This is a genomic window from Patescibacteria group bacterium (assembly GCA_028716665.1).
Classification (GTDB): Bacteria; Patescibacteriota; Patescibacteriia; order UBA2591; family JAQUPP01; genus JAQUPP01.
Window position 1 is genome coordinate 12,588 of the sequence record JAQUPP010000002.1, and the last position, 12,846, is coordinate 25,433.

14 protein-coding genes are annotated in these 12,846 nt (G+C 35.7%); 6 read left to right on the top strand and 8 right to left on the bottom strand.

Annotated features, from left to right (window positions below; genetic code table 11):
* Positions 1-107: 107 nt before the first annotated feature.
* Complete coding sequence (locus PHF10_03140; protein ID MDD5534719.1) at positions 108-710, top strand: hypothetical protein; 603 nt, start codon at positions 108-110, stop codon at positions 708-710.
* A 62-nt stretch (positions 711-772) separates the two neighbouring features.
* Here PHF10_03140 and PHF10_03145 read toward each other — a convergent pair whose 3' ends face one another.
* The 5 genes from PHF10_03145 to PHF10_03165 all read right to left on the bottom strand — a co-directional run bounded on the left by PHF10_03145 (position 773) and on the right by PHF10_03165 (position 6,777).
* Positions 773-1,147, bottom strand: a complete 375-nt coding sequence (locus tag PHF10_03145; GenBank protein MDD5534720.1) for an iron-sulfur cluster assembly scaffold protein — start codon at positions 1,145-1,147, stop codon at positions 773-775.
* Positions 1,148-1,290: 143 nt separating this feature from the next.
* On the bottom strand, positions 1,291-2,487 hold the full coding sequence (locus PHF10_03150; GenBank protein MDD5534721.1) for a cysteine desulfurase family protein: 1,197 nt from the start codon (positions 2,485-2,487) through the stop codon (positions 1,291-1,293).
* 166 nt (positions 2,488-2,653) lie between these two features.
* On the bottom strand, positions 2,654-3,070 hold the full coding sequence (locus PHF10_03155) for a hypothetical protein (GenBank protein ID MDD5534722.1): 417 nt from the start codon (positions 3,068-3,070) through the stop codon (positions 2,654-2,656).
* A 691-nt stretch (positions 3,071-3,761) separates the two neighbouring features.
* A complete protein-coding gene (locus PHF10_03160; GenBank protein MDD5534723.1) occupies positions 3,762-5,492 on the bottom strand; it encodes a DUF1736 domain-containing protein in 1,731 nt (576 codons plus the stop codon).
* A gap of 1 nt (position 5,493) precedes the next feature.
* On the bottom strand, positions 5,494-6,777 hold the full coding sequence (locus PHF10_03165) for an endonuclease Q family protein (GenBank protein MDD5534724.1): 1,284 nt from the start codon (positions 6,775-6,777) through the stop codon (positions 5,494-5,496).
* 243 nt (positions 6,778-7,020) lie between these two features.
* On the opposite strand from PHF10_03165, the gene ruvB reads away from it, so the two are divergent.
* Both ruvB and PHF10_03175 read left to right on the top strand, forming a co-directional pair.
* Positions 7,021-8,034 carry a Holliday junction branch migration DNA helicase RuvB gene (gene ruvB, locus PHF10_03170; protein MDD5534725.1) on the top strand — a complete coding sequence of 338 codons (1,014 nt, stop codon included), beginning with the start codon at positions 7,021-7,023 and terminating at the stop codon, positions 8,032-8,034.
* Positions 8,035-8,047: 13 nt separating this feature from the next.
* Entirely contained in the window at positions 8,048-9,259 is a 1,212-nt protein-coding gene (locus tag PHF10_03175; protein MDD5534726.1) for a S41 family peptidase, read from the top strand.
* Positions 9,260-9,443: 184 nt separating this feature from the next.
* On the opposite strand, the gene rpmA is transcribed toward PHF10_03175, so the two are convergent.
* Both rpmA and PHF10_03185 read right to left on the bottom strand, forming a co-directional pair.
* On the bottom strand, positions 9,444-9,716 hold the full coding sequence (gene rpmA / locus PHF10_03180; protein ID MDD5534727.1) for a 50S ribosomal protein L27: 273 nt from the start codon (positions 9,714-9,716) through the stop codon (positions 9,444-9,446).
* 251 nt (positions 9,717-9,967) lie between these two features.
* Positions 9,968-10,336: a hypothetical protein gene (locus PHF10_03185; GenBank protein ID MDD5534728.1), complete on the bottom strand. Its 369-nt coding sequence runs from the start codon at positions 10,334-10,336 to the stop codon at positions 9,968-9,970.
* A 204-nt stretch (positions 10,337-10,540) separates the two neighbouring features.
* Here PHF10_03185 and PHF10_03190 point away from each other — a divergent pair, with 204 nt between their 5' ends.
* A complete protein-coding gene (locus PHF10_03190; protein ID MDD5534729.1) occupies positions 10,541-10,792 on the top strand; it encodes a hypothetical protein in 252 nt (83 codons plus the stop codon).
* A 50-nt stretch (positions 10,793-10,842) separates the two neighbouring features.
* On the opposite strand, the gene PHF10_03195 is transcribed toward PHF10_03190, so the two are convergent.
* Positions 10,843-11,313 carry a cytidine deaminase gene (locus tag PHF10_03195; protein ID MDD5534730.1) on the bottom strand — a complete coding sequence of 157 codons (471 nt, stop codon included), beginning with the start codon at positions 11,311-11,313 and terminating at the stop codon, positions 10,843-10,845.
* A gap of 108 nt (positions 11,314-11,421) precedes the next feature.
* Here PHF10_03195 and PHF10_03200 point away from each other — a divergent pair, with 108 nt between their 5' ends.
* Positions 11,422-11,790 carry a hypothetical protein gene (locus tag PHF10_03200; GenBank protein MDD5534731.1) on the top strand — a complete coding sequence of 123 codons (369 nt, stop codon included), beginning with the start codon at positions 11,422-11,424 and terminating at the stop codon, positions 11,788-11,790.
* Between the two features lie 5 nt (positions 11,791-11,795).
* Positions 11,796-12,839 carry a phospho-N-acetylmuramoyl-pentapeptide-transferase gene (mraY, locus tag PHF10_03205; protein MDD5534732.1) on the top strand — a complete coding sequence of 348 codons (1,044 nt, stop codon included), beginning with the start codon at positions 11,796-11,798 and terminating at the stop codon, positions 12,837-12,839.
* Positions 12,840-12,846: the final 7 nt, after the last annotated feature.

Consider the following 12,846-nt stretch of genomic DNA (forward strand, 5'->3'; position numbering starts at 1 on the left):
CGGCGTTTTTTTTATTTGACATTTTTAGAAAATATGATATTATTTAAACATAATAATGGTTCTTAAAAATCAAAAGTCTGCCTATTGTCGGCAGACGGGGAGGAAAAATGAAGGAAAAGACAGAATCTGTCATCGCAGTATCGGCTAGTGAATTTGGAAAGTTTGGATGTCCTCATTGCGGGTTTCGCTCCGGAAGCATACGAATTCAAGCCGGCGGATCTGCTGCTTGGAAATGTGGCGATGAAGAATGTGGTAAAATTTGCTGCATTCTCGCAGATGGCGTAACAGAGTCATCTTTTGGTTTTGGAGAAGAAGGATATGCTTCAAAACTCCAACCGCATCCTCGTCAGGGGATTCCAAGTCATGGACGACCCGATAAAAAACCTGAGAGTGGAGGCGAATTCTTCCGTTCTCGCGGAATCGGTTTGGACCATTGTAATTGTTTTATTTGCGGAACACATGATCGCGACGAAAAAGGTCATACTGCGCTCCACAACATTGCGGCATTTGTGCAATGCAAGGAAGCGGGGGAACGCATAGTCGCTATGTTTTCAAAGGGCGCAAAACTTGATTATCGATGTTTAGAACCGGATTACGTGCAGGTTAAAATCGGCGCATGTGATTCGCACCTTGTCAATCTTCAGAAACTCAATGAGCTCACAAAAGACGGTGTTATCACTGCTGACCGGATTAAAGAATCAATGAATTGAAATTTAAAAACAAAAAGCGGAAAAAAAATTTTCCGCTTTTTTATTTATCCAAAAAACAGTTGTTATTTTTGTTTCTTCTGGAAATCTTCAATGGCCAATTTCAGGGCTTGTTCGGCCAAAAATGTGCAATGATTTTTATTGGCCGGAACTTGTCCCAAGACATCTAATATTTTTTTATGAGAAATTTCCAGTGCTTCTTCAATGGTCTTGCCGATAATCAATTCGGTCAAAACCGAAGTGGAAGCGACCGCGGCCGCGCAACCGTAAGTTTGGAATTTGGCTTCAATGATTTTATTGTCTTTCACTCTGATATATAAATCCATCACATCGCCGCACACCGGATTACCGACATGGCCGAGGCCGTCGGGATTTTCCATTTTGCCGACATTGCGCGGATGGAGAAAATGATCTATTAATTGAGGATTTTGTTCAAACATAAATTTAGCTTTTTAGGAATTACCTGCCCGCCATATGCCTAATAACATATTTAGGTTTATTAAATGAAGTTATAAAATTAATTTATATTCTAAATTAATTAATTTAGACAGGCTTTGGCAGGCGGGGCTTATTAGCTTTTTAGTTAAACGACTTTTAACGGAGAAATTTTTCTTAACCTTTCGATAATGGGAAGCAAATTTTTAACTGTCAAATCTATTTCGCTTTTTTTCGTAAAACGTCCCAAAGTAAAACGAAGCGAGCCGTGAGCTATTTCCGGTTCCAAACCCAAAGCCATCATAACATGAGAAGGTTTTAAAATATTTGAAGAACAAGCAGATCCGGTGGAGCAGGCGATTCCTTTTAAATCCAAGGAAACCAGCATTGCTTCGCCCTCAATGCCTTCAATGCTGACATTAACATTATTCGGCAAACGTTTCACAGAATGGCCGTTGAGCCGGCTGTTTTTTATTTTGCTTAAAAGTTGATTAATTAAGTCATCGCGCAAATCAGTCAGATATTTTATTTCTTTTTCCAAATTTTCTTTTGCCAATTCGGCTGCCTTGCCAAAACCGACGATTGCCGGCACATTTTCCGTGGAAGCGCGGAGATTGTTTTCCTGTTCGCCGCCGTGCATAAACGGTTTTATTCTGACGCCTTTTTTGAGATATAAAGCGCCAACGCCTTTTGGTCCGTAAAGTTTATGAGCCGAAATTGATAATAAATCAACTCCCAAATCATTAACATTAATCGGCAAATGGCCGGCGGTTTGGACCGCGTCGGTATGGAAGAGTGGAATTTGGAATTTGGAATTTGGAATTTGGTTCGAATTTCTGAAATTGCGAATGATATTCGCAATTTCAGCGATCGGCTGAATTGCCCCCATTTCATTATTGGCGTGCATAATGGAAACTAAAATTGTTTGCGGAGTTAAATTTTTTCTGACATCTTCCGGATCAACCAAGCCGTCTTTATCAACCGGCAAATAAATTACTTTGCATCCCAAAGATTCCAAAAATTTACAAGGTTCCAAAATGGCGTGATGTTCGATGGAAGAGGTGATAATCTGATATTCTCCGCGGGGAAATTGGTAAAATATTCCTTTGAGGGCGAAATTATTTGATTCTGTCCCGCCGCTGGTAAAAATGATTTCTTCGGTTTTGGCCGCGATCAATTGAGCCACTTTTTGACGCGCTTGCTCAATCGCATTTTTGGCCTGAATTCCTTCATAATGCAAGCTTGAAGGATTGCCAAAAACACTCCTTAAATAAGGAGCCATTGTCTTTAAAACTCGCGGATCTATCGGCGTAGTCGCCGCGTAATCAAGATAAATACGTTTCATAAAAAATAGTTAATAGTTTTTAGTTAATGGTTATGGTTATCCAGTTATTAGTTTAAAACCAAAAAACTAATCAACCAAAACTAGAAACTAATAACCAAAAACTATTTTTAACATAACATATTTTTTTAAAAAGCGAAAGGGGTGGATAGTTCCACCCCTTTTATTTTTATATTTCAAGCAGTCTAATTTTTATTAAACCACCTAAACTGCCGTGATAATCTTTCCCGTATACGTAGATAAGATTAATTTCACCAGTTTTGTTTTCAAATTTAACTATCGGTTCTTGAGAGTCCCAGCTAATAATTTTACCTATAGCTGTAATATAGCGAGCGTACCAACCACGGGTTTCACTGTAATACCTCACAGTATAGACTAATTTAACCTTTTTATTAAGTAGTTTGGGATAATTCTTATACGAGAGGTATAGTTTTTCTTGTAATTCTAGTAGCTCGGTCCTAATTTTCCTTCTTCTTTTTTGAAGTGTTTTTATTTTTTTATCTAATTTCACTTCTCTTTGATCCAATCTGTTTATCTTTTTCAACTTTTTCATTTCTTGCCCAGAATAAAGATTTTTTTTATTCATTAATTCCTCCTTTTTAAATTACCTTAGTAATATTTAAGCATATTTTTTTTAAAATGTCAAGAGCCAATTTTTAAATAGGATAAAAAATCAATCCCAATTAAAAAAGGGGACGCAATTTGCGTCCCCATGATTTATTAAAGACAATTCCCAATAATTCTACCCCAGGAAACCAATATAGCCAAAATTAATAAAAATAAACCAGTTCCTATTATTATCGGCCAGAAAATAATAGTAATTTTTTTATTGGATTTTTTATCAATAAAACTGCTATTGGAGAAATCGCGCCAATTTATTTTTATTATTCCTTTTTCTTTTGGAAAAAAGATTAGACTACTTAATGCCCATGTGTAATTCCCCACAGTATTTAGTATCCATTTTCCAGCAAACAGATAAATTGGTATGCCTATAAAAATTCCTAAAATTATGTAAAGGACTAACATTTTTGCCTCCCTGTCTGCCGATAATAGGCAGATTTTTGATTTTTAAGAATCATTATTATGTTTAAATAATAGCATATTTTTTTGAAAATGTCAACCCCCTCACATGGGAAATTATTGTCTTTCTTAAAAATTACGATTTAATAAGTATAAATTTAAAATAAACGTTTAATTAAGATAAAATCAATGTGTATATAAAAACGAAAGACAGTAATTTTCATAATTTCCCATGTGAGGGGGTCAAGTGTAAAATTTTATTTATTTAATTTTAATTCTTCCATTTTTTCTGTCAGTTTATCAGCTAAATCTTTTTGGCCAACTGATTTGAGATTATTAATTTTATCTTCAAAAAGACCTAAAAGATATTGATTGGCCAGATCTTGATGATTAAGATAACGTTTTAAAAGAATATTTTGAGCGTCTTGATATTTTTCTTGGTCAAAATAAACTAAGGCCAGATTTTCATAAGCATTAATATAGCCGGAAGAAATGGCAATGGTTTTTAAAAATTGTTTTTCGGCCAAATCATATTGTTGATGATAATAATAAAGTAAGCCCAAATTATTCATGGCCGGCGGATAATAAGGATAAATGTTATTGGCTGCCTGAGTTTCTTTCAATGCCTCATCATAATTTCCTTCAAGCAAATAAATGGCTCCTTTGTTTGATCGCGAAAGAACGCTGTTTGGGCTGGACTGAGCGGCTGAGAAAAAAAGCGTTTTCTCGTCATACCAATCTTTATTGCGCGCAAAAGAACGGGCGCCGTAAAAAACAGTTAAACTGATAACAATAATAAAAAATAAAGGTTTGCAAATTTTTTGCGACCGGACATCGTAAAGTTTTGATAAAATTATCGCCAAAAATAAACATAAACCGATTGACGGGAAATACATCAATCTTTCGGCCATAATCGTGCCAATAGGGAAGAAAAGATTGGCAATGGGCAAAAACGGGAAAAGGAAAAATATTGAAGCCAATCCCAATAAGGAAAAATTTTGTTTTTTAATCGGCCAGAACAAACAGAAAATTAAAAACAAAAAAGCAATCAAGCCGATTAACATTCTTAAATCAAACCCGTTGGTGACTAAAGGAATTTGATTGTAAGAATAATCAGAGGAAAGATTAATCGGCCAAAAACTTTTTTCCAAATAAAGGCATAGCACTTTTAAAGAGGTTAGAATTCTTTGCCAAGCCGGAGCAAAATCAAGCGGATTTTCCACTATGGTGGCATTGTTGCCAAACACATATTCTTTTAAAACTGAAAATCTCATTATCAAATAAATGCCAAAAGTGACAAACAGAGTTAGAAATTCTCGCCAGAAGCGGAGAATGGTAATTTTTATTTTTTGCCAAAAAGAATGTTTCAGAGGACTCAAAACAACAAAATAAAATGCGATAAAAATATAAATCGGAATAACCGCCATCGAATTTTCCTTGCTTAAAAGAGCCAAAATAAAAGCTAAACCGCCGAATAATATTTTTTTTAAATTTGATTTGAAACATAAAAAAGACAGCAAACTGAGCAAAGAAAAACACAAAGCCAAAAGTTCAGCCCGGCCGACTATGCCGGTCACGGCTTCGGTATGAATGGGCAAAACCAGAAAAAATAAAACTGCCAAATACGGCAATAATTTTTGTTTGGTAAGTTGTTTAATTAAAAAGAATAAAAGCCAACAGTTCAGGGCGTGGAGAATAATATTGATCAAATGAAAACTCCAAGCAGCCGGCATTTGTCCCCAAAGAGATTTTGGAGTAAAGAAAAAATAATTTAAAGAAAAACTAAAAATGGTGACGGGTCGATAAATTCCCGCTTCAAGCGCAGAATAAGGCGAATTGAAAAATTGCGGAATATTGGCCAAATTTCTGATCATTAAATTATCTCGGACAATGGCCATGTCGTCAAAAACAAAACCGTTTTGGAGGGTAATGCCAAAAATTAAAAATACTCCAATCAGGCAATAGATTAAAATAATTGATTTTTGCATATTATTTAAACAAACTTTTTTGATTTGTTAATTTTTTTTGAAAAGTTTTTATGATTTGAGATTCTTTACCGAAAACGCTGATTTTCCCGAAAACTCCATCATAGCCGGCTTCTTTGGTTACTTCTCCTTTTCTCATTTTAATAATCGCTTGGGCGAGCAGGGGAGTAGAAATGTCAGCTAATTCTTTTTCGCTCAAATTCAATAAAACATTAAATTCCCCATGGCCTTTTTCAGTTAAATTTTGATATTCCAATTCCACGCTTTTTAATTTGGTTACTTTTTTAACTTCGTGGATAATTTCGGTTAAGGGGATCAAACTTTTAAAATCCGGCGCGTCCTTTGGCTTGATTGCTTCTTTTCGGTCGGCCAAAGCAGCCACCCGATAAGCCACGCCAATAGTCATCGGTCGCCTGCATTTTGGGCAAAGTCCGCCGGCTCTTTTAGTTTCTGCCGGCGTCATTCTGATTTTGCAATCGCGATGGCCGTCAAAATGATATTTTCCTTCTTCTGGGAAAAATTCAATGGTAGATAAAAAGTTTTTTTTGGTTTTTATGGCGTTAATAATGTCGTCATAACTGGGCGGTTTTTTAAATTCAAAAACATTGGCTTCGCGTCCCAATTTTGAAGGCGAGTGAGCGTCGGAATTTGAAATTAAAGTGTATTTGTCCAAATATGACCATTGCCAATTCATTAAAGGATCTGAGCTAAGTCCGGTTTCCAAGGCGTAAATATTAGGTGTCATTTCTTCAAAACATTCTTCAACTGAATCAAATCCTGACATTGAACCAAAAAGAGAAAACCAAGGAGTCCAAATATGAGCCGGAACAATGAAAATTTTAGGCGAAATATCCAGTAAAATTTTTACCAATTCTTTGGCATCCAATCCCAGAATCGGCCGGCCGTCTGATTTTAAATTATATTTTTCTCCCAAATTTTGATTTATTTTTTCCGCGGTTTCAAAATCAGGCGCAAAAATAACCAGATGAATCCGTCTGGTTTTGTTATTTTTTTTGTAAATGCAGGAAATTTCAGTGGTTAGGATAAAACGAACTCTGAATTTGGAATTTGGAATTTGGAATTTAGAATTTAATTCATACACTCCTTCGCTAACCTGCTCTAATTTTTCTTTTAATTCTTTAAACCAAGCCGGATGCGTAAAATCGCCGGTGCCTAAAATTTGAATGCCTTTTATTTTCGCCCATTGATCCAATTTTTCCACGCTAATATCGTGAGCCGTAGCCCGAGAATATTTGGAATGAATGTGGAAATCAGCAATATATTTCATAAAATCAGTATAGCATTTGGCCTTGAAAAAGAGAAGTTGTTTTAAATTTATGTAGCAATAAACTTCTTGTTTTTAAAAAATACTGTGTTATAATACTAATATGCCAGGTAGTAGAAATTCGACCGTCCCGTTTAAACGGGACTAAAACAAGATTTAATAAATCGGATTTTTATTATTTAGGCATTCAATTAAATTTAAAAATATTTATTTAAATATTAAATAGTCGAATTTTCACTACCTGGTATGAGTAAATTTAAGGAGCACAATATTATCGCCCCTGAAGATCTGGAAGAAGATAAAACAATGGATCGGACTTTGAGACCGAAGAATTTGAAAGAATTTATCGGGCAAAAAAAGTTAAAAGATAATTTAAAGATTTTCGTTGAAGCGGCCAAACAGCGCGGCGAATCTTTGGATCACGTTTTATTTTACGGTCCGCCCGGCCTTGGCAAAACGACCTTATCTTATATTATCGCCAATGAGATGGGCGTTAATATTCGCATTACTTCCGGACCAACCATGGACAAAGTGGGGGATTTGGCGGCGATTTTGACAAATTTGGAAAATGGTGATATTTTATTTATTGATGAAATACATCGGTTAAGCAAAGTTATTGAAGAAGTTTTATATCCGGCCATGGAAGAATACGGCATTGATTTGGTGGTCGGTAAAGGACCGATGGCCAGAAATTTGCGTTTGGATCTGCCGCGTTTTACTTTAATCGGCGCGACAACCCGGCCCAGTCTTCTTTCTGCGCCCTTGAGAGATCGTTTCGGTTTGACCCATCAATTGGATTTTTATCAAAATAAAGATATTGAAGAAATTATCAATCGCTCTGCCCGCATTTTAAAAATAGAAATAACTCCGGAGACAGCTGAAGAAATCGCCAAGAGATCGCGTTTTACTCCAAGAGTGGCAAATCGCTTGCTGAAAAGAGTGAGAGATTTCGCCCAAGTTGACGGACAAAAAATAATTGAAAAAGACTTTGCCATCAAATCTTTGGGAATGCTGGAAATTGACGAATTGGGACTTAATCAAATGGATCGCAAAATTTTAGAAACCATTATTGATAAGTTTGCCGGCGGTCCGGTTGGTTTAAAAACTTTGGCTATGGCTACTTCGGAAGATTTGGAATCAATTGAAGAAATTTACGAACCTTATTTGACCCAGCTCGGTTTTCTGCAAAGAACGCCTCGCGGCAGAATGGCAACTGAAGGAGCCTATAAACATTTAGGATACAAAACAAAATTAATTTAAATTTTATAAAACAATGAAATTAATTTCTCAAAAAAAAGCGATTTTTCTTCTGATTATTATTTTCGTGGTTGCTTTTGTCGGCGGAATAGTCACTGGCAATCATTTTATTTATTTAAAATTCGGCAAATGGCAAGCGCCGCAGCCAATTTTTCAATCAGCCAGTCCTGACGCCAATCTTGATTATGATTTATTCTGGCAAGTCTGGTCTATTTTAAAAGAACGTTATGTTGAACAGCCGGTAACGGATAAAAATTTATTTTACGGTTCGCTTAAAGGATTAGTCAGCGGATTAGACGACCCGTATTCTAATTTTTTGGATCCGGAAACCGCGAAAAGATTTTTAGACGAGATGTCCGGTAATTTTGAAGGCATTGGTATTGAAATCGGAATTAAAGATAATCGTTTGACCGTAATTGCTCCATTGCCGGATACGCCGGCTTTCAGAGCAGGGATGAGAACCGGAGATAAAATTTACGCGATTGATGATAAAGAAACTTCGGGTATGGCCTTGGATGAAGCGGCTAATTTGATTCGCGGAAAAAAGGGAACTAAAGTTAAATTGCTTATTTGGCGAGCAGGCGATTCAACAGCCAAAGATTTGGAATTAATCAGAGACGTTATCAGCATTAAAACAGTTTCTTGGCAATTGGTCGGAAATAATATCGCTCTTCTAAAAGTTTCGCATTTTGACGAAGATACTTGGACTGATTTTGAAAATATAGCTCAAGTTATTTTAAAAGCCAATCCTAAAGGCCTGATTCTTGATTTAAGAAATAATCCGGGCGGTTATTTGGATACATCCGTTGACATTGCCGGTTATTGGGTGGGGAAAGATATTGTTGTGACCGCCAAAGACGCAAAAGGCAAGGTAACGGAATATCGAGCCAACGGCAGAGGAGAGCTTAAAAATTTGCCTATAGTTGTTCTTGTTAACGGCGGTTCTGCTTCAGCTTCGGAAATTTTAGCCGGCGCTTTGCAAGATTATAAATTAGCCACTCTTTTGGGAGAAAAAACTTTTGGCAAAGGTTCAGTCCAGGAATTGGAAAATTTTTCTGACGGATCAGTTTTGAAATTAACCGTTGCTCATTGGTATACGCCCTTGGGTCGGTCAATCAATAAAGAGGGAATTACCCCGGATATCAAGGTAGAATTGACAGAAGAAGATTATAAACTTAATCGAGATCCGCAGCTTCAAAAAGCAATAGAAATTTTGGAAAAGAAATAGAATAATTAATAAAAAATAAAAAGGATTTTTAAAATCCTTTTTATTTTTATAAAGAAATTATTATTTATTATCAAGCGAGTGAGAGAGGAACAGTCCGCTAATGCGGATTGTTACTCCGAGCAAGCGCAGATATCAAAGGGGTTAATATCTTTCCGTCAGTTGGCAGATGTAAACCTATTACCCTTTATTTCACGCTGACAATTTTTTTGCAGCGTAATTTGCCGGTAAAATCCGGTGATTTTTTTTGGCTAAAATAAATCGTTCCTTCTTTAATGGCGTAAAGAGTGTAATCAGATCCTTTTCTGACGCCAACTCCAGGATGAAATTTGGTGCCGCGTTGGCGAACAATAATCATTCCGGGTTTTGTTTTTTGGCCATGAGACATTTTAACGCCCAATCTTTTTCCTTGTGAGTCGCGACCTAAAGATGTAGAACCGCCTGCTTTCTTGTGTGACATAAAATTATTTTAAGATAGTTTAAATTTAAGAATAAAGATATTATAACAATTCAAGAATTTGTGTCAACCCCCTCACCAAACGACGATATTTTTTATCTTAAAGATTAATAAAATAACAAGCCTTAATTTTGTATTGGAACTTTATATTAAAGATTTTTCTATGCGCCCAAAGGCGCTAATCGCCGTTCAGGTGAGGGGGTCAAGGTTACAATAGGTAAGAGAGGACTTTTTAGGTCCTCTCTTTGATTTTTTTAAAGTGGTGTTTTTTTTCTTTTCTCTCTTTTTTGTTCAGCAATACCGCCGATCAATGTTAATCCAACTACAATACCCCAACCGGAATAATATGGCAAATGGATTAATTTACTAATATCTGTTGTCCCTACCAAACTTGGGTCGGTTACTTCGTATATACAGCTTATAAACATTAATACAAGTAACAGCATAGCCATAAATCCGATTCCTTCAAGAAGGTATTTACGGGATTCTTTTAAGAACATGAGTACAAACCCGATATCACAACAAATTTTTCTTTCCAATTCTTTTAAAAAGAGCTTAATTTTTTTCATCTTTCCCCCTTTTTTTATCTTATATAATATAGCATATTTTTTAATTTTTGTCAACCCCCTCACCTAGAACGCTGATAAGCACTCAGCTTTGTATTTTTCAAATCCTAAATTTAAAAATTAAATGAAAAAATACTTTAAATATAAAAAAATAGAAACTCGTGTTTAAAAAAAACACATCAGCGTTTGGTGAGGGGGTCAACCCCCTATATTGACATTATTCTTGTTTTTTATTATTATGATAATAGTTTTAAAAAGGAGGTGAACGTGAAAAGAAAGAAGATTCCAGTATCAAGGAAGAAGAAAGGGGAGATAAAGAAGATTGCGGATATTTTGGCTCAGAGAAGAGTTGCGTTGCTTAAGAAAGCAGGAAATAAGTTTTGGAAGAAATTTGATGAAATTCATATTGACTTGCAGACTCCCGAAGGCCAAAAAAAGTTACAAGCAGAAGTAAAAAAATTCAGAAAACAATTCAGACCCACGGCAGATGATTTGGGTAGACGTTTAGGATAATAAAAAAAGAGTCGTTATATAATCTAACGACTCTTTTGATTTTTTACTGATTATTGATATTTTTTGATATCAATTTCCAAATCTTTCGGACCAAAAGCCAAAGGTAACAACTCACTGATAGTGCAAACGACAATTTTGTCCTTTTTCGTTGTGGACAGAATTATTTCTATATCCACACCGCCGATTTGGCTTGACTCGTAAATAGCTTGTCGGCAAGTGCCACAAGGTGCGCTTACTTCTGTGGTGTTGAAATTTTCACCTTTGGTAATAATTGCCAAGGCTTTAAATTTACGTTCACCCATAGCGTTGGCCCTGGACAAAGCTGTTTGTTCTGCATGGACAGAGTAATAGGCGGCATTTTCAAAATTAGCTCCGGTGATAATTTTATCATCCAGAGTTAAAACCGCAGCTCCGACATAAAAGCGGGAATAAGGATTATAAGCCTCTTTCATCGCTTTTTCTGCTTCAGCCAGAAGTTTTTTCTGAAGTGAAGTCAGATTTGAGAATTTTATGTTTTCCATATTTCCTCCTTTGTCTGTTAATAGACAGACTTTTTATTTTTATCTAAATTAATTATACTAAATTATCAGAACTTGTCAATAATTTAAAACTAGTATACAATATTCTCTATGAGTCTTGATAAAGTTCTCCGAAATATTCAAAAAAGTAAATTCTGGAAAGATAAAAAAATAACGCCTTTTATTTATTCCGGATTATTTTTAAATATAATCACTTGGTTGATTGTATTGATTTTTCATGGCCGCAACGGACAAATTTCTTTGCATTATAATATTTTGTCCGGCGTGGATTCCATCGGCCATTGGTCAAGATTGCTTGAGATTCCATTGGTCGGATTGGCGATATTGATTCTCAATTCGTTTCTGGTTTTTTATTTTTATCTTCATCGAAAGAACAATTTGATTTATTTTTTACTCGCCGGTCTTTTGGCGGTTCAAATTATTTTATTAATTTCAGTTTTATTAATTATTAATTTATAAGGGGTATGTTATTTGAGGTTATTAAAGTTTTTATTCTTTCAACTATTGCTTTTGTTTTGGCTATTCTTTTAACACCATTGTTAACCCGTTTTCTTTATAAATATAAATTGGGGAAACAAATCCGAGACACGGAAAGCGCGCCGATTTTTTCCGCTCTTCATGCCAAAAAATCAGGCACTCCGACCATGGGAGGATTATTAATTTGGATTACGACTGCCGTTTTGGCGGTTTTATTTTTTTATTTGTCAAAATTGCCTCATTTGGAAATTTTTAAAAGTTTGAATTTTTTATCCCGTCCCCAGACACTTTTGCCTTTGGGCGTTCTGATCGCTTCCGGATTGGTGGGCGCTTTTGACGATTATTTGAATGTCAGAAAAATCGGACCAAAAGGCGGCGGATTAAAAATGTATCACCGAATTCTTATTTATACTTTTATCGCCATTGTCGGAGCTTGGTGGTTTTATTCAAAATTGCAATGGGACGTGGTTCATATTCCGTTTTTTGGAGATTTTAATATCGGTCTTTGGTATATTCCTTTGTTTATTTTTGTCATTATCGCCACTTCTTTTTCAGTTAATGAAACTGACGGCTTGGACGGTTTGGCGGGCGGTATTTTATTGATTGCTTTTGCCGCTTACGGCATTATCGCTTTTGCTCAGGGAAGATTTGACTTGGCCTGTTTTTGCGGTGTGATTATCGGAACTTTAATCGCTTTTCTTTGGTTTAATATTTATCCGGCCAGATTTTTTATGGGTGATACCGGCGCCATGTCTTTGGGCGTAACGCTTGGCGTGATTGCCATGATTACCAATGAATTTATTCTTTTGCCGATTATCGGGCTGATTTTAATCATTGAATCAATGTCAGTAATTGTTCAATTGATTTCCAAAAAAATCCGCCATAAAAAGATTTTTCTTTCCACACCGATTCATCATCATTTTGAAGCCATTGGTTGGCCGGAAGCTCAAATCGTAATGCGATTTTGGCTGATCAATGGAGTGGGAGCAATGCTTGGTCTGATTATCTTTTTAGCCGAAAAAATGTTTTAAAGAGTTT